This is a genomic window from Paraburkholderia lycopersici, assembly GCF_900096975.1.
In the GTDB taxonomy this organism is placed as follows: Bacteria; Pseudomonadota; Gammaproteobacteria; order Burkholderiales; family Burkholderiaceae; genus Paraburkholderia; species Paraburkholderia lycopersici.
Map to the genome: position 1 here is coordinate 38,222 of NZ_FMYQ01000020.1, position 20,679 is coordinate 58,900.

General features: G+C 65.5%; 15 protein-coding genes. 4 read left to right on the plus strand and 11 right to left on the minus strand.

Annotation, left to right across the window (positions count from 1 at the left end; translation table 11 throughout):
- Positions 1-76: 76 nt before the first annotated feature.
- The 3 genes from BLU17_RS20495 to BLU17_RS33250 all read right to left on the minus strand — a co-directional run bounded on the left by BLU17_RS20495 (position 77) and on the right by BLU17_RS33250 (position 3,457).
- Complete coding sequence (locus tag BLU17_RS20495) at positions 77-1,711, minus strand: S53 family peptidase (RefSeq protein ID WP_092000459.1); 1,635 nt, start codon at positions 1,709-1,711, stop codon at positions 77-79.
- Positions 1,712-2,148: 437 nt separating this feature from the next.
- Entirely contained in the window at positions 2,149-3,039 is an 891-nt protein-coding gene (gene galU / locus BLU17_RS20500; protein ID WP_092000675.1) for a UTP--glucose-1-phosphate uridylyltransferase GalU, read from the minus strand.
- Positions 3,040-3,313: 274 nt separating this feature from the next.
- Positions 3,314-3,457, minus strand: coding sequence for a hypothetical protein (locus BLU17_RS33250; RefSeq protein WP_176929154.1), 144 nt, complete (start codon positions 3,455-3,457; stop codon positions 3,314-3,316).
- Between the two features lie 199 nt (positions 3,458-3,656).
- Here BLU17_RS33250 and BLU17_RS20505 point away from each other — a divergent pair, with 199 nt between their 5' ends.
- Positions 3,657-4,829, plus strand: a complete 1,173-nt coding sequence (locus BLU17_RS20505) for an acyltransferase family protein (protein ID WP_092000462.1) — start codon at positions 3,657-3,659, stop codon at positions 4,827-4,829.
- Positions 4,830-4,886: 57 nt separating this feature from the next.
- Here BLU17_RS20505 and BLU17_RS20510 read toward each other — a convergent pair whose 3' ends face one another.
- From BLU17_RS20510 to BLU17_RS20520, 3 genes are read right to left on the minus strand one after another with little or no spacing between them, the layout of a single operon-like run.
- The gene (locus BLU17_RS20510; protein WP_092000465.1) at positions 4,887-7,364 is read right to left on the minus strand and encodes a glycosyltransferase family 4 protein; all 2,478 of its coding nucleotides are present in this window, start codon (positions 7,362-7,364) and stop codon (positions 4,887-4,889) included.
- Complete coding sequence (locus BLU17_RS20515) at positions 7,361-8,827, minus strand: flippase (protein ID WP_092000467.1); 1,467 nt, start codon at positions 8,825-8,827, stop codon at positions 7,361-7,363. The genes BLU17_RS20510 and BLU17_RS20515 overlap by 4 nt, the downstream gene beginning before the upstream one ends.
- 30 nt (positions 8,828-8,857) lie before the next feature.
- A complete protein-coding gene (locus BLU17_RS20520; protein ID WP_092000677.1) occupies positions 8,858-11,029 on the minus strand; it encodes an NHL repeat-containing protein in 2,172 nt (723 codons plus the stop codon).
- A gap of 405 nt (positions 11,030-11,434) precedes the next feature.
- Between BLU17_RS20520 and BLU17_RS20525 the strand changes: the two genes are divergently transcribed.
- The 3 genes from BLU17_RS20525 to BLU17_RS20535 are packed head-to-tail and all read left to right on the plus strand — an operon-like array spanning position 11,435 to position 14,556.
- Entirely contained in the window at positions 11,435-12,532 is a 1,098-nt protein-coding gene (locus BLU17_RS20525) for an acyltransferase family protein (RefSeq protein ID WP_092000470.1), read from the plus strand.
- Positions 12,533-12,569: 37 nt separating this feature from the next.
- On the plus strand, positions 12,570-13,613 hold the full coding sequence (gene gmd / locus BLU17_RS20530; protein WP_092000473.1) for a GDP-mannose 4,6-dehydratase: 1,044 nt from the start codon (positions 12,570-12,572) through the stop codon (positions 13,611-13,613).
- Complete coding sequence (locus BLU17_RS20535; protein WP_092000475.1) at positions 13,600-14,556, plus strand: GDP-mannose 4,6-dehydratase; 957 nt, start codon at positions 13,600-13,602, stop codon at positions 14,554-14,556. The genes gmd and BLU17_RS20535 overlap by 14 nt, the downstream gene beginning before the upstream one ends.
- 97 nt (positions 14,557-14,653) lie before the next feature.
- On the opposite strand, the gene BLU17_RS20540 is transcribed toward BLU17_RS20535, so the two are convergent.
- Genes BLU17_RS20540 through BLU17_RS20560 form a run of 5 tightly spaced genes read right to left on the minus strand, consistent with a single transcriptional unit; the run spans position 14,654 to position 20,661 of the window.
- On the minus strand, positions 14,654-15,811 hold the full coding sequence (locus BLU17_RS20540; RefSeq protein ID WP_092000478.1) for a glycosyltransferase family 4 protein: 1,158 nt from the start codon (positions 15,809-15,811) through the stop codon (positions 14,654-14,656).
- A 31-nt stretch (positions 15,812-15,842) separates the two neighbouring features.
- The gene (locus BLU17_RS20545; protein ID WP_092000480.1) at positions 15,843-17,063 is read right to left on the minus strand and encodes a glycosyltransferase family 4 protein; all 1,221 of its coding nucleotides are present in this window, start codon (positions 17,061-17,063) and stop codon (positions 15,843-15,845) included.
- Positions 17,060-18,553 (minus strand): O-antigen ligase family protein, encoded by a 1,494-nt coding sequence (locus tag BLU17_RS20550; RefSeq protein ID WP_092000483.1) that lies wholly within the window; start codon positions 18,551-18,553, stop codon positions 17,060-17,062. The genes BLU17_RS20545 and BLU17_RS20550 overlap by 4 nt, the downstream gene beginning before the upstream one ends.
- Before the next feature lies 1 nt (position 18,554).
- Positions 18,555-19,700, minus strand: coding sequence for a glycosyltransferase (locus BLU17_RS20555; RefSeq protein ID WP_092000484.1), 1,146 nt, complete (start codon positions 19,698-19,700; stop codon positions 18,555-18,557).
- Positions 19,701-19,734: 34 nt separating this feature from the next.
- Positions 19,735-20,661 (minus strand): glycosyltransferase family 2 protein, encoded by a 927-nt coding sequence (locus BLU17_RS20560; protein ID WP_092000487.1) that lies wholly within the window; start codon positions 20,659-20,661, stop codon positions 19,735-19,737.
- Between the last annotated feature and the right edge of the window lie 18 nt (positions 20,662-20,679).

A 20,679-nucleotide genomic window follows, 5' to 3' on the forward strand; every position in this document is an offset into this window, starting at 1 on the left:
ACCGAAAATACGACTTCGAATGCAGGCGCTCATGCAGCCTGCATCGCGCCTTGCGACTTCAGGCGCCGCGCTCATCCTACGCCGAGCCAAGCACCGCCGCCACCTTGCTGCCCACCGGCGTGCCGAGGCCCGTGCAGGCATCCCAGCCGGGCGCCGCCGAAAAGTCGCCGTTGCTGCCGCTCGTCACGTCGTTGAACGCGTCGGGCTGCGCGTAGAGCTTCGCGTTCGCGAACCCCACGGGCTTGCTGCGGGTCGCGTTGATGCGCGCGATCAGCGCGGCCCAGAGCGGCGCGACGGCGCTCGTGCCGCCCACCACCGTTTCCGTGCCGGCCACGCGCACCGCATACCCCGTGGACGGGTCGGCGTCGGCGGCGACGTCGGGCACGCCGCGCCGCACCAGCGAGCCGGCCCCGCCCGTTCCGCGCACGACGCGCAATCCCTTTTGCCAGTCCGGCAGCGCAAAAGTCCCGCTCACGCCGCCGCCCGTCGCGCCGTCTTCGCCGTTGCCCCAGACCGTTTCGCTCGTGACCCGCCCGTTCGAAGCCGCGATGTGCGTGCCGCCGCAACCCAGCGCATACGGGCTCGACGCAGGGAAGTCGACGTGATCGGCGCCGTCGTCCACGCCGTCCGACGAACCGCTGTCGCCCGAGGCCGCGCACACCGTCACGCCGAGCGCGACGGCGGTCTGCATGGCGTCGTTGAGCGCGCCGAGCGTTTGCTGCGACCACGCGGACTCGGGCGCGCCCCAACTGATCGAAATGACCGAGGGTTTGCGCTGGCTGTCGTGCAGCGCGGCGCTCACGGCATCCACGAAACCGGCCTCGCTGTTCGGCGCGAAATAGACGGCGATGAGGGCCGCCGGGGCGAGCGCCCCCGCGATCTCCACGTCGAGCGTGACTTCGCCGTCCGGGCCATTGGCGTCGCCGGTGGGCGCGTTCGTCGCCTGATCGACGGACACCGCCTCCACGCGCGGCGAGCCCACGCCGAGAGCCTTGAAATAGGCGGCGAGGTCCGCGGTATCGTAGCCGCCGCCCATCTCGACGAGCGCGATGCACTGGCCGCTGCCGTCGCCCGCCGGAAAGTCGTAGAGATCCGCAAGCTGCAAAGGCGTGAACGACCGGTTCACGGCGCGCGCCGCGCGAATGGGCGGACGGATGGGAGCGCCGCTTGCCGCCGGGGCTTCTGATGCCGTGGCCGCCGTCGTGGGCACGATGCGAAAATGCGGCTTCGCCTTCGCACGATTGTCGAGCCCCACCACGGCCGTGACGACGTCGTGCATGTCTTCCGGCAGGTGCACGGGCCCGCTCGGCTGGCGAAAATGGTACGTGGCCTTGCCGATCTGATGCTCGAAGCGCTGCAGGTCGACGCCGAACGCGGCGTTGTATTGCTGCACTGTGCCCGAGAGCACGACACGGCGCGCCACGGCGTCGGCATGGTCCACGGTGAGGCCGTGCGCGTGCGCAAACTGCTCGACGCGCTTGATGTCCTCGGCGGAAGCGCCGAAGCGCCGCTCGTAGTCCTCTCGGGAAAGCGGATGCGCGGCGGGGTCGTTCGCGGTGAGCTTGTCCACCAGCGCGCGAAATTCGTCCGCCGCCTGACGCCGCAGGATCAGCACGACACTGAAATGCTCCACCGGATCGCAAGCGCCGACGCACCGCGCGCCAGCGGGCGCCGGATACTCACTGCCTGTCACGGGTTGGTGCCTCGTCATGGCCGGTTCTCCTCGATGAAACGCGTGCCTGTGCCTGGATACTGGCGCTCGGACACGCGGCGCATGACCGGAGTTCCGTGCGATATACCGGTCCGGCATGCCATGCAAAAACGTGTGCGATTGACGGCGTCGAACCACCGGACGACCGGTCGGCGGCGTGGCACGGACGCAAGCGCAGCGTCGTGCGCATATGGCGTGCCCGGCGGTTGCGATCCGTTATACACCGGAAAATGGCCGCGAGATACGCGGTGCGATTTGAAGGCAACGCGATGAGAATTGGAGCGCACGCCATGGGTGCGAACATCGGCGTTCGGCGTGTGTTTTCGCAGGCACGCGAGCGCTGAGCCCGCGCGCCAAAGCGCCAGAGCGCCTCGAATTGCGACGCCCCCCGCGCTTGCGCCGCGTGCGTTGCGCCGGAGAAAATATGCGGCGAGGCTTTAAGCCGCCGCGGGCAGCGCAGCCGGCAGATGGGTTTGCAGATAGGCCTCGAACTCGTCCTTCACCTCGGGATGGCGCAGCGCGAACTCCACGGTCGCCTTGAGGTAGCCGAGCTTGCTGCCGCAATCGAAACGCGTACCCATGTAGCGATAGGCGAGCACCTGCTCTTCGGTGAGCAGGGACTGCAACGCGTCGGTGAGCTGCAATTCGCCGCCCGCGCCAGGCTTCAGTGCGCGCAGATGATCGAAGATCGTCGGCATCAGCACATAGCGGCCCACCACGCCGAGATTCGACGGCGCGACTTCCGGCGCCGGCTTTTCGACGATGCCCGATAGCTTGAAAACATCCTCTTCCCACTCGCGGCCGTCCACGACGCCATACGACGCGCTGTTTTCGCGCGCGATCGATTCGACGCCCACCACCGAGCTGTGATAGTGATTGAACGTGTTCACCAGTTGCTTCATGACCGGCGTGGGGCTGTAGAGCAGGTCGTCCGCGAGTATCACGGCAAACGGTCCGCCGCCGACGAGCTTTTCCGCGCACAGCACCGCATGGCCCAGACCGAGCGCCTCGGCCTGGCGCACGTAGAAGCAGTCCACGTTGGCCGGCTTGATGCTGCGAACGAGGTCGAGCAGCTTTTGCTTGTTGCGGGCTTCGAGTTCGCTTTCGATCTCGTACGACTTGTCGAAATGGTCTTCGATCGCGCGCTTGCTGCGGCCGGTCACGAAGATCATTTCGGTAATCCCCGCAGCGATCGCCTCTTCCACCGCGTACTGGATGAGCGGCTTGTCGACGATCGGCAGCATCTCCTTGGGGCTCGCCTTGGTGGCGGGCAAAAAGCGCGTACCAAGGCCCGCAACAGGAAATACCGCTTTGGTAACTTTCAGCATGATGTCCATTCCCAGATCGTTCGTTTGAATCTCGGTCTCGCAGCGAGGCAAGCCGACTTCCCCGAGGGTTCTGCGTGAGCAGTTCTTATATTGGAAGCGTTCGTTTACCGCCTTTAATGCAATAAAAAAAGCCAGTAAATCCAGTTCGAGCGCTCTGGACGAAGCACCGGAAATTATTGCCATTCATTTCGGATAACCGGCATGAATTTCCTGATCTGGATTGGCATTTCGATATGCGTATCGCGTGCCGACGGCGCTCTCGTCCGGGCGCAGTTTACTCGACTTCATCGGCGGGCGGCAAGGCGCTCGAACGCGTACGCGAACGCCGGATAGGCTCGTTGCGCAAGGCTTCGCGATACGCTGACACGCCCACGAGTATCAGTAGCACGGCCACGCCGGCCAGCAAGTGCAGGTTCATCGAATTCTCCAGCGACCATGGTCGATCACACTCACGCTAGCATTACAAATTCAACAAATAAACCTCGTCGTTTTTTAAGTCATTTATTTCTCTATTTCTCGCCATCCTTCGAATACATTTAGAAAATCTTTTGCATATTTCCCTCGTGCGCGCGGCCCTAAGATCGACGAGTACCCTCCCCCAAGGACCGGCTGACACGATGAGCGATCCCGTACTTCAAACCGCCATGACGCCTGCATCGGCCCTGCCCGCCGCCGCGCGCCCCGCCGCCGCAGCGCGTGAGCTCGCGGGCGAGCATCTGATCGAGGCCCTGCGCGGCTTTGCAGCCCTGCTGGTGGCCTATTTCCATTGCCGCCAGGTCACATGGATCGGCATGGGCGCGTTCCACCAGTTGCACGCGAGCCTCGCAAGTCCCGGCACGATCGCGGCGTGGCTCACGCTGCCCGTTGCGTGGGGATCGGCGGGCGTGCCGGTTTTTTTCGTCATCAGCGGCTATTGCATTCATCGCAGCGGCGCCGCGCGCCTCGTTGCCAACCCCGAGTTCCGGCTCGATGCGAAGCAGTTCTGGCTGCGCCGCTTCGTGCGCATCTATCCGGTGCTGTTCGCCGCATTGCTGCTCACGCTGGCCGCCGACTCGATCAGCCTCACGCTGCTGCCGGCGAGCCACAAAATCAACGACATCGGCGTGCATCCGTTCCTCGTCAACCTGTTCTCGCTGCAAGGCGCTGCCGGCAAGACGTATGGCTCCAATGGCGCGCTGTGGACCCTCTCGCTCGAAGTGCAGTTCTACCTGCTCTATCCGCTTCTGTTCGCCGCGCGCCGCCGTTTCGGCCTGAACGTCGTGCTAGCGGCCGTGGCACTCGTCAACATCGCTTCGGCGTTGACGCTCGAGCGGCATGACGTCGTCGTCTTCACGTCGTACTGGTTCTCGTGGATGCTCGGCGCCTGGATCGCCGAAGTACGCCTGCGCGGCTCGTCCGGCTTCCGTTTTGCCTGGCCCGCGGCGGCGCTCTTCGCCGTGGCCGGTTGCGCCGCGTTTCACTTCGGCCAGTTCGGCGCCTTCCAGCTCTGGGCCGCCGCATTCGCCTGCTACCTCGTCAAGGCGCTCGGGCGTCCCGCGCCCACCTCCCCCGGCGTGCTGCTGCCGCTCTTCGCGAAGCTCGGCGACTTCAGCTACTCGCTCTATCTGATCCACCTGCCGCTTTTCGTGCTGCTCGGCTCGCTGCTGTTCCGCTCCGCGCTGCAAACGTCGATCTGGGCCTCTTTCGGCTTCACGATCGCCGTGCTGCCCGTGGCGTGGGCGTTCTATCGTCTCTTCGAGCGCCCGGCGCTCAACGCCGCCGCGCGTATGAGGAAGCGCGTGGCCGCGTGAGCGGCTGAACACAAAAAAAAGCGGCGGCGCACTGCGCCGCCGCTTTTTTTCACCGCTTCATTTGGCGCGCGCCACGACGCCGTCGAGCACGCGCTCCACCGCTTGCACGTATTGCTGCTTGCCGAAGCGCTCGCGCGCGGTTTCCAGCCCCCGCGTCGCGAGCCGCTCGCGCAGCGCCGCGTCGTCGCGCAGTTTCGCGATCGTCGCCGCGAGTTCCTTCGCGTCGCCAGGCGTGCAAAGCAGACCACTCTCGCCGTGTTCGACGATTTCCACGACGCCGCCATCGCGCGAGGCCACGACCGGACGCTGCGCGAGCATGCCCTCCACCACCACGCGGCCAAACGGTTCAGGCGTGATGGACGTATGCGCGATCACGTCGACGGCGCGCATGCACGCCGCGATGTCATGGCGAAAGCCGAGGAAATGCACGCGGTCCCGCAGCCCGTTCGCTTCGACAAACGCACTCAGTTCCGCCGCGTAGGCATCTTCGCCGAACAGCGGCGCGCCGACGAACACGGCATGCGCGCGCGGCTCGTCGAGCAGCGCCTGCAGCAGCACATGCTGGCCCTTCCAGCGCGCAAGGCGGCTGAACGCGCCGACCAGGAACGCGTCTTCGGGCAAGCCGATCTGCGCGCGCAACTGCGCTTGCGGCACGCGAGCGAGAGCGCGGAACGGCGTTTCGTCCACACCGTTGTGCACGACGTCGATGCGCCGCGCGTCGAACCGCGTGAGCCGCGCAAACACCTTCGCCGACGCGTGCGAGTTCGCGATCACGTGCGCGAGGCCCAGCTTCGCGCAGCCCTTGATGACGGCGCGCTGCACACGTCCGAAATGTTCGTCGCTCACGATGTCGCGCAAATGCCAGACCACTGGCTTGCGCGCGAGCTTGCCGGCAAGCACGCCGATCACCATCGCGCGCTGCGTGTTGGCATAGAGGACGTCGGCATCGCGCGCGCGGCGGCGCGTCTCGCGCACGAGCGCGGCGACGCCCGCGAGCACGCCCAGGCGCGGAGCCGCGCCGCCATCGCGACGCACGTTGCGCAACGCGCCCGAATCGAGCACTTCCACGCGCGCGCCGGCCTTGTCGAGCGCCTCTCTGAAGGGCCCGTCGTTGAATAGCAGCACGTCGATGCGCGAACGCAGGCCTTTTACCACTTCGAGCAGGGAAAGCTCGGCGCCGCCCAGCACGCCGCTCTGATCGATGGCGAGCACGCGCGGCGCATCCGTTGCGCCCGCCTCGAGCTCGACGGGCGGCGCGCCGCGAGCGGAGCCCGCCTGCGAGATCGCGGGAACGGCGCGCGCCACGCGTGCGAAGAACTGCTCGCGAAAATGCGCCGCCGAAAACTGCTCGGCGTTTGCACGGCAATCCCCGGCGCGAAAACGCCCCGGATCGCTTTCGAACGAATCGACGGCCGCGATGATCGCGTCCGCGCTTTGCGCTTCGAAGAAAAGACCCGTGGGGCGCGAGCCCGTATCGCGTACCGTTTCGAGCGCGCCGCCCTTGCCGAAAGCGATTACGGGCGTGCCGCAAGCCTGCGCTTCGACCACGGAAATACCGAAGTCCTCCTCGGCCGCGAACACGAAGGCTTTCGCGCGGCGCATGCGGTCGTGCAGCACCGCGAACGGCTGATAGCCCAGCACCTCGACGTTGGGCGTCGCTTTCGCGCGCACTTTCTGCATGTCGGGGCCGTCGCCGATCACGACCAGGCGGCGCTCAGGCATGCGCGCGAACGCCTCGACGATCAAGTCGATCTTCTTGTACGGCACGAGCCGCGAGGCGGTCACGTAGAAGTCTTCTTTCTTCGTTTCCAGCTCGAACGCGTCGATATCCACGGGCGGATAGACCACCTCGGCTTCGCGCTGATAGACCTTGTGGATACGCCGCGCAATGAACCCGGAGTTCGCGACGAACTGGTCCACCGAGTTGGCGGTGCGCACGTCCCAGTTGCGGATGTAGTGCAGGATGAGCCGCGCAAGCATCGACTTCGGTCCGCGAGTGAGGCTCGACTCCTGCAGATACTGATGCTGGAGATCCCACGCATAGCGGATCGGCGAATGCACGTAGCTGATATGAAACTGGTCCGGTCCGGTCAGCACGCCCTTGGCCACCGCGTGGCTGCTCGATATCACCACGTCGTAACCCGAAACGTCGAGTTGCTCGATGGCGAGCGGCATGAACGGCAGATACGCGCGATAGCGCTTGCGCGCGCCAGGCAACTTCTGGATGAACGAGGTCGTGGCGCGCTTGCCGCGCAGGAACGCGCGGTCTTTCGACTCCACGAAATCGACCACCGAGAACAGGTCCGCGTCGGGAAAGCAGGCGAGAATCTGCTCGAGTACGCGCTCCGCTCCCGCATACGTGACGAGCCAGTCGTGCACGATGGCCACGCGCGGCGTGCGGCCTGCCGCGAGCGCGGGTCGCAATGGCGTCACGGCCCCCGTTTCGGGGCGTCGCGGTCTGGTGGCGTCGCGCCGTTGAATGGGCGCGGCGGCGCTTTCGGACGGCGTCGCTTCGTCGATCAGTTCGTGACTCATGCGCTTTTCCGTGAATTGATGCGAAAGAGAAGTGAACGGGCGTAGCCGCGCAGCAAGGGGGTGGTCGCAACCGACCACACAGCGTTGGCGAGCGCGAGCACGACGCCGGCGCCGATTGCGTACAGCGCGTCCGGCAGCCACCAGGCGAGAGCGAGCGCGGCGGCGAGGAAGCTCAGGTGTGCAAACATATCGATGAGGATCGTGCGGCTGTGAATGCGCGCGAGCCAGAGCAGCACGACGTAGTCGAACAGCGAGCGCAACAGAACGGCGGCGGCTGCGCCGGGCAGACCAAAGCGGGAAATGCCGAGCCACAGCAGCCCCGCGAACAGCGGCAGCTCCACGAGCCCCACGCGGGCGGCGGCGGCGGGGTTGTTCTGCGACTGGATGAGAATGCGCGTCACGCCGGCCTGCCCGATGAGCCACACGGCGACGATCAGCACGCGCCCCACCGGCGCGCCATGCCCGGCGATGACCGGCCCGACCCACGCATGCAGGAAGGGCTGGAGCACGACGATCGCGCCGATGGCGACGGGCGTGAATACGGCATTGAGAAACTGCAGCGACTGGGCCGCGATTTCGTCCGCATGCTCGCGGCCCAGCGCGGAGAGGCGCGGAAACAATGTGCGCACGAGCGCGTTGGGCACCATGTTGAGCCGCGTGACGAGATTCTGCGGCACCGTGTAGTAGGTGACGAAACGCGCGCCGAGGCCGGCGCCCAGCATCATGCGGTCGAGCGAATCCGCGATCATCGTGGTGATGCTCGCAACCAGCATCCAGCCGCCGAAATTGAAGAGCGCCTTCGACGTATCGAGACGCGGCCCGCACACTTTGCGAATGCCGAGCACACGCAGCGCGGAACGCCCGAGCAGCAGCGCCGCAGCGAGGCGCGCGAACACGGCGGCGGCCAGCACCGTCTGCAGATTCGGCGCATACGCCCACGCCGCGCCGAGCGGCAGAAGCTGAAACAGAAAGGTGCCGAGCGTCTGGTTCGTGTTGTAGATGCCAAAACGCTCCGCGCCGTTGATCGCGCCCGCGAATACCCACGAGACATTCGCCACCGGAATCGCCACGGCGAGCCAGGGCAGCGCGAGATAGACCTCATGACGCAGTTCGGGCGTCACATGCGTAAACCAGGCGGTATAGAGCGCGCCGCCCGAATAAATGAGCAATCCGCCAATGGCGCCCGTCGTGAAGTTGAGCCAGAACGCGCTCCAGAACACACGCTCGCAGGCGTCCGCGTCCTTCGAGGCATATGCCTTCGAAATCTGGTTTTGCGCGGCCATGCTCATACCGAGATCGAGCACGCTGAAGTAGCCGATCAAGGTCCACACGAGCGCGATCACGCCATAGCGCTCGACGCCGAGCAGGCGGATATACGAAGGCACCGTGACGAGCGACACGAAGGTCGGAAGCACGAGGCCGAACAGATTGATCGCGACGTTGCGCAGTATTCCTTTATCCATTGGGTATCCAGTTGCGTGGCCCGTGCAGGGTCAGGCCGGTTTCCAGCGGTACATGAGCACCTTGCCGCGCGCGTCTTCTTCTACGAACACGAGGTATTCGCCGTCGGGCTGGCGATGCGCGGTAATGCCGAACGGCACGTCGACCCAGCCCGAGGCGCGGCCCACTTCGGGTCCGGGGCCGAAGGTGCCGATATCCTTCGCGCTGTCCTTGTCGTAGACATGCACGTTGCCCGCGGGCTCGACCACGAATACGTACTGTCCCTCCACGGCGAGGCCCGCGGGCGTGACGGGCGGCCTGGCCTTCGGGTCCCACGGCAGGCGCAGCATGTAGCGCTGCTCCGGATGGCCGCTCGACCACTTGTCGTAGCGCACCAGCACGCGCCCGGCTTCCTTCCAGAAGCCCGGATCATGCGGCGCATCGGCCGTGTAACCCGTCACGTAGAGCGTGTCGGTCTGCGGCTCGTAGATCGCGCGATGGACTTCGGTGAACGGCGCCGGTATCGCGTATTTGTCGAGCTTGTCGTACGAGTAAACGGGATTGCCCTTCGCGTCGAGGCCGCCGAAGCGAAAGCGCCAGATGCCCTTGTCGTCGCGCGCGCGCCAGATGTCGCCGCGCGTGTCGATCCACCAGCCCCACCCTCCGCCCAGCTTCTCGCGGCCCGGATTGCGCGTGAATTCGGTGGAGTCGAAAGCGCCGTTGCCGTTCGTGTCGCGCCAGATCCAGTCGCCGCCGGGCGGCGCGTTCGGCACGTGCTCCACGGGGCGACCACGGCCCGCGATGAATCCGGACGGAATCGCGGTCTCGCCGTCGCGCTGTGCGTCGAAGCGGTAGATCTTCAGGTGGTCCGCGTACATGTCGGTGAGGAACAGGAACGTACGACCGTTCAATGCCCGCGCAGCAGGCAACCCTGGCCACTGGTCGGTGTGGAAGACCGGATCGTCCGGATAGCGAAAACGATTAGAAAGGAATCCGACATATTTCCAGTCCTGCCCCGGCGGCTTCGACAGATCGAGCTCGAAACGCTTGTTGCCCGTATAGACGCTGTTGGGCCGCTGCGGGTCGACCCAGGCGCCATCGACGAAAAGCAGGCCTTCCAGGTTCCAGAGGCGCTTGCCCGCGGGCGTATAGGCTTCCAGCGTCGCGCCGAGACCCGCGCCGACGCGCTCGTCGTGCTGTGGGCCGAGCCCGTTGGTCGAAACGTAAATATTGCCGCGCGCGTCGGTTCCGACGCCGGTGAGGCCATTGAAACGGGCCGGACCCGGCCGCCCCGCAATGCCCGCGAAAATGCCGCCGCTTTCACCGAGCGGAGTGCTCTGCGCCCATGTCTTGCCGTTGCGCGTATAGATAAGAACCTGCTGGCGTGGCCCGTTGTCGGCGATCAGCACGCGTTGCTGCGGATCGACCGCCACATCCACCGCGACCGAATCGTCCGGCAGCGTGAGCGTGTCGTCGAGCTGCTTGCCGTCCGCCGAATAGTGCTCGACGCGCGCCGCGTGGGCGCTGCCTTTGCCCGTGTCCGTGCCCGTCAGCACCCACAGCGAGCCATCGCCCGCGAGCGCGATGCGGCCCGGCGCCTGCACGTCCCATTGCGTCCTGCGCTGCATTGAGTTCGCATCGTAGACCTCGATGCGGTTCATCGGCGTATTGCTCACGTAGAGCGTCGAATCCGTCGCCGCGAGTCCCCCAACGTCCGCTTGCGTGCCCATGGGCACATCGTTGATCTTCAGGAACGCGCCTGCGAGCTGCGCATGCGGATTGAGCGGATCGGGCGACGCCTGAAACGCAGCGGCACGCTTCGGTTCGTCGAGCGGCCTGCGCGTGACGCCGAACCACTGACTGCCCTTTCCCGGCCAGATGCCGTTGCCGACCAGGTGTCCCTTCTCGTTGCCCACGCCCACCGCCGCGTACAGGTAGCGATGATTGACGGCTACTGCGTTGCCGCCCGCGCCACCCCAGCCATGCGTGCCGCCCGCGAAGCCGAGCGCCTTGCCGTCCTGGTATGCGCTGATCTCGGCGCCACTCTCATCCCACGGCGCATTGGTGAACACCTTGCCTTCGGGCGTGACCGCAATGGCCGTGACGTTGATTTGCATCCACGTGCCCTGGCCGTAACCGTAGGTATTGCCGATCCACGAGGTCGTCACATTGAGTTGCGGCGCGGCGATGGTCTGGACCGACGACGTGCAGATGAACGCGCACATCGCGGCCAGCACCAGCGTCCTGCGCAAGCGGCGATCGGGATTCGATAACGGCAAGGCAATTCCTCCGGTCTGAAGACGGCGATCTGCCAGGATCATGCCGCACAAACCGCGTGAAAAATTACCCCTAAAAAGCGGAAAATAATTCAAAAAAATTCGTCATTTACGAGCCATTTCCGCACAACTAAAAAATAAATCAGGCGAGACGGACACGCAAACGGGAAGCCTTATGCAACGGAATATTGACCCGATTTCCGCACGACAACGCCCATTTCATATCGCGCAAATTCACGCGTTTACTTTTAAAAACCGGCGTCGATATATTTCCGGTTTTTGCGCAATTAATTCTTCCTAGAATGAATCGCACCGTGCACGCGACTGCGCATGCATGAACCCACCGGAGAACCGATGACCGTTAGCCGCCCAGTCAGCTACCCTGGCAGCCCTGCCGATCATGCTCACCGCATCGTCCAGCTGGACGGTTTGCGCGCGTTCGCCGTGCTCGCCGTATTCGCGCAGCACGCATTGCACGCGCCGCTGTGGATGGGCGTCGACCTGTTCTTCGTTTTGAGCGGCTTTCTCATCACCGGCATCCTGCTCGAGCGCAAGGCGCGCGGGCAGTCGTATTTCAGCTACTTCTATGCGCGCCGGGTGCGCCGCATCCTGCCGCCTTACGTGCTGTTGCTCGCGGTGTCGTCGCTGTTGTTCGGCTTTGGCTGGGCACATTACTGGCCCTGGTATGCGTTCTTCGCCACCAATATCGGCGACGCGCTCGGACAAAGCGGGCACGACAGCCTCAACATTCTCTGGTCGCTCGCCGTGGAGGAGCAGTTCTACATCGTGTGGCCCTTCGTGGTGCTGCTCCTGCCGCAGAGGCTAATGGCCGTCGTGGCCGCAGCGCTCATCTTCCTCGTGCCCGTGCTGCGCGCCGTCGCGACGCCGTGGTTCGACTCGTACTGGCCGATCTACTACCTCACGCCGTTCCGCATGGACCTGCTCGCCTCGGGCGCATTGCTCGCAGTGCTCGTGCGCCGCGACCGCGACGCGCTCGAGCCGTTCAAGGTGCCCGCCGCAGTGCTGTTCTTCGCGGCGCTTGGCGTGCTGGCATGGCTGCATCTGCACTACCCGCACTTTAGAGGCATGAATACGCCGCTTTCCAATGCGCTGCTCTACAGCGTTTCGCTCGTGCTCTGCACCTCCATCGTCGTGTATGCGCTGCAGTCCAAAGGCTTCGTGCGGCGCGTGCTGAGCAACCCGGTGCTCGTTTATGTCGGCACCATCAGCTACACGGTCTATCTGATCCATCTCACGATTCTGTACGCCGTGTGGCCTCTGCACTACGGCCGTATTACGAGCGCCGCGATTGCGCTCGTCCTCACGCTCGCCTATGCAAGCGCGAGCTGGTTCCTTTTCGAGCGCCGCCTCACGCGCGGCGCGCGCCGCCGCCCGATAACCGGGCCGGCGCATCTGGCCGCGCGCGTGAGCCAGTCGAGTCCGCAATCGTAGTTCCCGAATCCCGTTCGATACTTCAAAGGCACATCACATGAACGAACGTCGCAATGCGATCATCACCGGTGTTTCCGGCCAGGACGGCGCCTACCTCACGCGCCTCCTGCTCGATAAAGGCTACAAGGTCACCGGCACCTATCGCCGCACCAGCTCCGTCAACTTCTGGCGCATGAACGAGCTGGCGATCCTCGACCATCCCTCGCTCGAACTCGTCGAGCACGATCTCACCGACGCGGGCTCGACCATGCGTCTCGTCGAGCGCTCGGAAGCCGGCGAGATCTACAACCTGGCCGCGCAGAGCTTCGTGGGCGTGTCGTTCGACCAGCCCGTCACCACCGCCGAAGTCACCGGCATCGGCGCGCTGAACCTGCTCGAAGCCATTCGCGTGGTGAATCCCAAAACGCGCTTCTATCAAGCTTCGACCTCCGAAATGTTCGGCAAGGTCCAGGCCATTCCTCAATGCGAGAACACCGCGTTCTATCCGCGCAGCCCCTATGGCATCGCCAAGCTGTTCGCGCACTGGTCCACCGTCAACTATCGCGAGTCTTACGACATCTTCGCGACGAGCGGCATTCTCTTCAACCACGAGTCACCGCTGCGCGGACGCGAGTTCGTCACGCGCAAGATCACCGACACGGTCGCGAAAATCAAGCTCGGCAAGCAGAACATGCTCGAACTCGGCAACCTAGACGCGAAACGCGACTGGGGATATGCCTCCGAATATGTCGAAGGCATGTGGCGCATGCTGCAGGCCGATGATCCGGATACCTACGTACTTGCCACGGGCCGCACCGAAACCGTGCGCGACTTCGTGAAAATGGCCTTCACCGCAGCCGGATTCCAGCTCGAATGGTCGGGCCGGGGCGAACGCGAAACCGGCATTTGCGTCGCCACGGGCCGCACGCTCGTGCGCGTGAGCCCGCGCTACTATCGCCCCGCGGAAGTCGATCTGCTCATTGGCGACGCGGCCAAGGCCCGGAAAAAACTCGGCTGGCAGCCGCAGACTTCGCTCGAACAGCTCTGCCAGATGATGGTAACTGCCGACCTCGCGCGCAACGAACGCCATGACACATTCTGATCCCGCAAGCCGTCCGCGCGCGCTCATCACGGGCATTGGCGGCTTTACGGGCCGCTACATGGCCGCCCGCCTCGCGGCGGACGGATACCACGTATCGGGGACCGTGCGGTCCGGCGAGTCGCTGAGCGAGGAAGCCTTTCCGTTCGGCGCCACCGCGATCGAAGCGGACCTGCTCGATCGCGGCGCCATCGCGCACGCGGTGGAAGCCGTGCAGCCCGACGTGGTCGTGCATCTCGCCGCAGTGGCCCACGTGGCCGACAGCGACGTTGCACGCACCTACGTCGTAAACGTGGTCGGTACGCGCAACCTGCTCGAAGCGCTCGCGCACGTACGGCACGTGCCGCGCGCCGTGTTGCTGGCGAGCAGCGCCAACATTTACGGCAACGCCACGAACGGCATCATCGACGAACAGGTCGCGCCGCAGCCCGCCAACGACTACGCGGTGAGCAAGCTCGCGATGGAGTACGTCGCGAAGCGCTGGGAAGCGCAATTGCCGCTCATCGTCGCGCGCCCGTTCAACTATACGGGTGTGGGCCAGTCGCCCGATTTTCTGATCCCGAAGATCATCGAGCACTATGCACGCGGCGAAAAGCGCATTTCACTCGGCAACGTCCACGTGGCCCGCGACTTCTCCGATGTGCGCGACATCGTGCATGCCTATGCGCGGCTCATCGAAGCCGCGCCGCGCGGCGCGACGGTCAACGTCTGCTCGGGCAGCGGTCATACGCTCGGCGCGCTGCTCGACATGCTGGCGCGCATTGCAGGCTACGAGATCGACGTGCACGTCGATCCGCGCTTCGTGCGGGCCAACGAGGTGCGTCAGCTGGTCGGATCGAACGCGAAGCTTCGCTCGATCGTCGGCGACACCTCCCGCAAGCATCTCGAGGACACGTTGCGCTGGATGTACGAGGAAGCCCGCGAGCGTCTGCTCGAAACGCAATGACGCGACGCATATCCACGTTCCTCCGTTCTACGAATAAACCGCCGCTCTCCCGGGCGGCGGTCTTACTTTGTTCAATCGACGCTTCGATGCGGACGCTTCAATGCGCCGCAATCGCTTCCGCATAGACGCCCGCCACGCGCTTCGCGATCACGGCGTTGTCGAAATGCTCGCGCGCATAGCGTTTGCATGCGTTTTCGTCCGGCAGCTTGATGCGACCCGAGAGCGCGCCGTCGATGCCTTCGGCGATCGCGTTCGCGCCCGTGGCCGGCAGCACGAGATCCTGCGACAGACTGGCCACCGCTTCCGGCAAGCCCCCCACAGGCGTGACGAGCACGGGCGTGCCAGCCGAAAGCGACTCCACCGTGATCAGGCCGAAGCCCTCCAGCGCGACGGTGGGAACCGCGCTCAGCGTAGCGGCCCGATAGAGCGAAGGCAGGTGCGCGTCGGGGACGAAGCCGAGCAGCTTCACGTTGTCGGCGAGGCCCGCTTCGTCGATGCGCTGCTGAAGTTCGGACTCCAGACGGCCGCGCCCCGCGATCAGCAGGAGCACGTCCGGGTGGCGTCGCTTCACCGTCCCGATCGCGTCGATGAGGTCCTCGAGTCCCATGCGACGCACGAGACGGCGAACGGCCAGAATGATCGGACGGCCTTGCGGCAGCTGGAGCTTCAGACGCGCCTCCGCGGCCGTGCAGGCCGGATCGAAATGCGCGGTGTCCACGCAGCCGGGCACAATGCGCACGCGCTCCGGCGAGATGCCGTAGCGCCGCGTGAGAATGTCGCCAAACGCTTTCGAAAGCACGATGAGGCGCGACGAGCGCTCGTACACCGATTGCTCCAGCGAATGTTTGATGCGCTGGCTCAGCGTGGCCGCGCCCTCCACGAGGCTCTCGTCGGCCCACGGTCCCTGGAAATGCGAGACCTGCGGAATACCACGCGTGACGTCGAGACCGGGGAACGTGTAAAGCGCGAAATGCGAGGAAATCACGTCGGGCCGATGGCGCCGGATCTCGCGGCGCAACGCGCGGCGCGCGTCCATCAGACGAAATGGGAGCGAGCGCGAAGCGGAACCGAAGCCGTGAATCGCGCCGCCGCTGTCTTCGGCTACCTTCGGCGAACCGGCCACGACGCCGCGCACGCGCACGCCCGCGCCGGGCAGCGCGCCAACCAGTGAGTGGTACATGCGATCGAGGCCGCCTGCGCGCTCGGGAAACCAGTGCATGCCGATCTGGAGAGAATGGATGGATTGTGTCGTCATCGCGTGTCCTTGTTCTGCACGTATGCGGTTATCAGGGGGTTTCCGCGCGCCGCAGCGGTTGCCCGCCCGGCAGCGTCGCGGCGGCGAACGCGGGTTTTTCGCGGAGCACCGCCGCACTCTCGTCGCCCGCGAGCTGCCGGTAGAGCGCGATGTATTGCGCCGCCATGCGGGCCCAGCCGAACTGCCCGGCCAGTTCCGCCGCGGCTTCGCCCATGGCGAGGCGGCGCGGCGTATCGGCCGCGAGCGCCTTCACGGCGTTGGCGAGCGCCGGCACATCGTCGGGGTCCTCGAGCACGATGCCGCACTCGGGCGTGATGATTTCCGCGCCGCCCGCGGTGCGCGCCGTGACCACGGGCAAGCCCGCCGCCATCGCTTCGAGCAGCGAAAGGCTCATTGCTTCGTAGCGCGAAGGAAAAACGTAGGTATCGACCGAGCGCATCAGCGTCGGCATCTCGCGGACAAGATCGAGAAAATGCACGCGTGACTCGATGCCAAGCTCGCGCGCGAGATCGGGATACGGGCTGCCCGGCAGATAGCCGGCAACCGCCAGATGCACGTTGCCGGGCATCTGCTTGAGCGCGTGCAGTACGGTGCCAAGGTTCTTGCGCGGCGTGCGCAGATCGCCCACGAAGAGCAGCAGAAACGCTTCGGCGGGCAGCGAAAACCTCGCACGATCAGCGATCGCAGCGGAAAAGCCGCGCGTGTCCACGCCGTTGTAGATCACGTCGAGGCGCTCCACGGGATGGCCGCCCGAAGCGCGGATTTCGTCGGCGACCTTGCGGGAAACGGCGGCGATCACGCGTGAGCGCCGGTACGCCCAGCGCTCGAGCAACGCGTTCGCGCGCGTGTAGACGAACTGATAAGCCGACCACACGCCACGCGTGAGTCCGAACGGATAATACTTGCTGCGCGCCCAGCCGCCGTGCACGAAGTGGGCGGTATTGACGTCGGCGTGCGCCCACGTGATGAAACCGTTCACATGGAGCACGTCGTAGTCGCGCCGGTGGCGGCGCAGCCACAGCGCGCTTTTCAGCGCGAATACCTGCTGACGCAGCAAATTCGTGGGCCACGCGCGCGACGGTTGCACGCGCACCCATTTTACGTTCGGGCGCGCGAGCAGCTCGGGCGCGACATGCGAGGCGACCAGCGTCACCTCGAACCCTTCGTCGAGCGCGGCGCGCGCGATTTCATGATTGACGCGGCCCTGGCCGTCGTTGTGGCGCACGACATGCGTGACGATTGCGACTCTCAATCGGAGACCTCCGTGGTAAGGGCCTGGCGGCGGTCGAGCTTGCGCCAGTGCCCCGCGCTGAGAATGGAAAACACACTCGAAAAAAGCAGCAGGCCGCCCGTGCCGACGAGCGAGTTGGTGAACACGAGCATCGCGAAAATCGACATGGCGAGGCTCAGGCACGCGCAGACGTAGCGGTCTTCGGGCATGCGCAGCGACACACGCACGGCGCGCGCGAGCAGCCACAGCACGCCCGACATGTAGAGCAGCGTGCCGGGCCAGCCGAGCACGAACGGAATGTTCATCACACCGCTGTCGAAGCTGCCGTACTTGCCCAGTTCGCCGTTGTTGCTAGACAGCTTCGTCGAAGCGCCGGTTGCGCCGAGGCCCTCGCCGGTCACGTCGGTAAAGGCCGTTTTCGCGAAGTCTGCGTAGAACTGGTTGCGCGCCTCGTAGCTCTGGTCATCGCCCAGATTGACGAGCGTGTTCAGACGCTGCTGCATGCGGTCCGCGACGGGACCGAAAGTGAGCAGCGGCACGCACACGCCCGCGAGCACGACCGCGCTGACGATGATGCGAATGCGCACCTTGTTGCTCGACTTCATCAGCTGGATCAGCATGGCGATGGCCCAGCCGCCCCACGTGGAGCGCACCAGCGAGAGCGCGAACGAAAAGAAGCCGAACGCCGCCGCGACCCAGCGCACGCGGTGCTTCGCGGCCATCACGAACACCATCGCGCCCATCATCGCGAACGCGAACGGGCCCGAAGAATTCATCGTGCTGAACACGCGCACGCCGAGCGGAACGGGGTCGCCCTGCGAGTTCATGTCCGAGCCGATCATCCACATCGCGTCCCACGGCGGCATGATGAAGAACTGCACGAGACCGTATGCGCCCATTACGAGCATGCCGTAGATGAAGGTGTTGACGATGGTCTCGCGACACTCGGGATACTGACGCGTAAGCACCATGATGTGAAAACCGATCAGGAACGGATAGATCCAGTTCGCCAAATCGTAGACGGCTGCGGCCGGGCCGCTCCCCACCACGCCCACCACGAACGCATACCCGATACCGAGGAGTGCCAGCAGCAGCGGCAGGCCGCGCCGTTGCGCGAGAATCGGGTAATAGCGAATCAGCGAAATGCCGCTGATCATCGTGACGGCGAGCGGCGCGACCTGAATAAGGCTCGTGGGCGTGAACGCACCCTTGCCATAGTCGGCAAGCCGCCGCACTTCGGGGCTCAGGAACCACAGCCACCACATGAAGCCGATGTAGCGTACCGGGTTCACGAAGTAGAGCCACAGGCCTGTCGCGATCGAGAGCACGGGAAACGCGAGCGTGAGCACGGTGCCCTGGTGCGCGCCGATCAGGAGCGCCGTGAGCAGCCATAAGGCGAGCGGCGGCAGCGTATCGCGGCCGAATGCGCGGCGCAAACCGCTGCGGCCGCCGCTTCGCTCGCCCGCCGGTGGCGGCGGCACCGGTACGTGAATAGCGGTCGTTGCGCGCATATCACGTCCCGCCCGCGGCCACGCTAGCGGATCGAGTGTCGCCAGCCAGTGCCCCGCCGTTGAGCACATCGCGTTCGTGCAGCATTTCGCGCGTGAGCTGCGCGTGCTGGCGCGCGAAATTCTGCGTCGTGAGATCGCGTGTGCGCAACTGCTCGCAAGCCTCGCGCGCCTGTTCGAGCGCGCGCGCCGGGTCGGCCGCGAGCCTGTTCGCCGCGTCGCGCAACTGCTGCGCGTCGAACGGCTCGACATAGGAGACAGCCTTTTCGTCGAAGTAGTCTTCGAGCGCGCCTACCTTCGTCGCGATCATCGGTTTGCCTAGCGCAGCCGCTTCGAGCATCACCGTGATGCCCGAAGCGTGCGTGTTGGGACGCAGCGGCACCGCGATCAGATCGGCCCAGTCATAGAGCGCATGCTGTTGCTGGATGCCCGAAACGCGGACGATCTCCACATTCGACGCGCGCGCCGAAGCGGGCATGCGCCGCCGCGTGGCAATGCGCACCTGATAGCGCGAATCGTTGCCGAGCGCGCCGACGAGCGTAGTCCAGTCGCGGTCGCGGTCGTTGCCGATCGCGGCCACGCGTACCGGCGTGTGCGGCTTCCAGTGCGAAGGCGGCTGCAACGGAAAGTCGCTGGTGTTCAGACCGTAGAGCACGTGACGCGCGTCACGCCCGAAATAGTCGCGACAAAGCGCGGCATTCTCGCTCGCGAGCGTGGTAAGCAGGTCAGCGCGCCCGAGCAACCGGCGATAGACGGCACGGCGCAGCGCACCGTAGCCCGGCCAGCGATCGAGCAGCCACACGCTTTGCGCGAGCAGCAGCGGACGCGCGCCGCCCTTCTTCGCGTTCATCAGCAGCACCAGCGCCACGGCGAGATGCTCCTGCTCGGTATGCGTCCAGATTACATCGGACTGCAAAATGGCGCGGCGATTTCGCCATGCGTGGACGAAGTCGAAGCCGAGCGCGGCCTTCAGCCCTCGACGCATGAAGCGCACCGGCGTGCTCTCGCTCGCGTCCTGCGCATAGTTGAGCGCGAATTCCGCAGATTCCGCGTGATGGTAGCCATACAGGCTGCCGATGTTCTCGCCTTTGCGATAGCGGCGCGGATCGGCGCCATGGAAAAGGTGGACGTGGACTTGCGTGCCGCTCATTCGGGGTCCTCCGTGTAGTGGTTGGCCGCGCCGCTCAGACGAGCGCGCGGCGCGCCTCTCGTGCACCGCCGCGCACCGCGCGCCAGCGGGCAAAGGCCGCTGCTGCGGAGCCGCCGCGCAAGGCGCTCAGGCCCGCATGCACGAGGCCAGGATAGACGCGCGTGCCAACCAGCGCATACCACCACCAGGCAGTTTCCCGGCGCAGCGGCGTGAGATGGCCAAGCAGGATCAGATGCAGGTTGTAGGCCGCATTACGGATCGAGGCGAGCGTCTGCGCGTTGCGCGGGTCTTCGCCCGGGCGCGGCGCGGGGTAGTGATCGACAGCCACGAGGGGGTCGTACACGAGCTTCCAGCCCGCGCGCTTCACGCTCATGCTGAAGGCCATGTCGTTGTGCGTCTGCGCGCCGCTGCCGCGCAAGCGCCGGTCGAACCGCCGGTCGCCGATTGCCTCGCGGCGATAGCTCATGTTCGCGCCCTTGAGCAGATCGACTTCGCGCGCGCTTCCGATGCCCAGATGATGGTTGCCGACGATGCGGCCCGAGCGCTGCACCTTGCCGACCAGCGTGCGCTCGCCGTCGAGCATGCGTCCGCCTTCGTGCACCCAGTCGCGGCCGCCCAACGCGCCGAGTTTCGGGTCGGCTTCGAATGCCGCGGCGATGCGCGCCACCCAGTCGGCGCGCGGTGCGGCGTCGTCGTCGGTGATGGCGATCACGTCGCCCGTCGCGGCCTCGATGCCGCGATTGAGCGCCGCCACCTGACCCGGCTCCTCGACGATGGCCACCGCCACGTTGAGCACGCGCGGCGTGACATGCCCGGCGAGGCATGCGTGCGTCGCCTCGTCGTCGGCGCGCGCGACCACCACGATCTGCTCGGGCGCTCGCTGCTGGCGCATGAGCGCCGAAAGACAGCGCGACAGATCGTCAGGACGCCGATACGTCGGCACGAGCACGGTTACTTTCATCTCGTGTTCTCCTTTGCT

Bases quoted from the DNA above. Each gene is read 5' to 3' on its own strand.
- BLU17_RS20555 (WP_092000484.1), bottom strand. From the start codon at position 19,700: ATGAGCGGCACGCAAGTCCACGTCCACCTTTTCCATGGCGCCGATCCG.
- BLU17_RS20520 (WP_092000677.1), bottom strand. From the start codon at position 11,029: ATGTGCGCGTTCATCTGCACGTCGTCGGTCCAGACCATCGCCGCGCCG.
- BLU17_RS20525 (WP_092000470.1), top strand. From the start codon at position 11,435: ATGACCGTTAGCCGCCCAGTCAGCTACCCTGGCAGCCCTGCCGATCAT.
- BLU17_RS20550 (WP_092000483.1), bottom strand. From the start codon at position 18,553: ATGCGCGCAACGACCGCTATTCACGTACCGGTGCCGCCGCCACCGGCG.
- gmd (WP_092000473.1), top strand. From the start codon at position 12,570: ATGAACGAACGTCGCAATGCGATCATCACCGGTGTTTCCGGCCAGGAC.
- BLU17_RS20495 (WP_092000459.1), bottom strand. From the start codon at position 1,711: ATGACGAGGCACCAACCCGTGACAGGCAGTGAGTATCCGGCGCCCGCT.
- BLU17_RS20510 (WP_092000465.1), bottom strand. From the start codon at position 7,364: ATGAGTCACGAACTGATCGACGAAGCGACGCCGTCCGAAAGCGCCGCC.
- BLU17_RS20535 (WP_092000475.1), top strand. From the start codon at position 13,600: ATGACACATTCTGATCCCGCAAGCCGTCCGCGCGCGCTCATCACGGGC.
- BLU17_RS33250 (WP_176929154.1), bottom strand. From the start codon at position 3,457: ATGAACCTGCACTTGCTGGCCGGCGTGGCCGTGCTACTGATACTCGTG.
- BLU17_RS20505 (WP_092000462.1), top strand. From the start codon at position 3,657: ATGAGCGATCCCGTACTTCAAACCGCCATGACGCCTGCATCGGCCCTG.
- galU (WP_092000675.1), bottom strand. From the start codon at position 3,039: ATGCTGAAAGTTACCAAAGCGGTATTTCCTGTTGCGGGCCTTGGTACG.
- BLU17_RS20540 (WP_092000478.1), bottom strand. From the start codon at position 15,811: ATGACGACACAATCCATCCATTCTCTCCAGATCGGCATGCACTGGTTT.
- BLU17_RS20560 (WP_092000487.1), bottom strand. From the start codon at position 20,661: ATGAAAGTAACCGTGCTCGTGCCGACGTATCGGCGTCCTGACGATCTG.
- BLU17_RS20515 (WP_092000467.1), bottom strand. From the start codon at position 8,827: ATGGATAAAGGAATACTGCGCAACGTCGCGATCAATCTGTTCGGCCTC.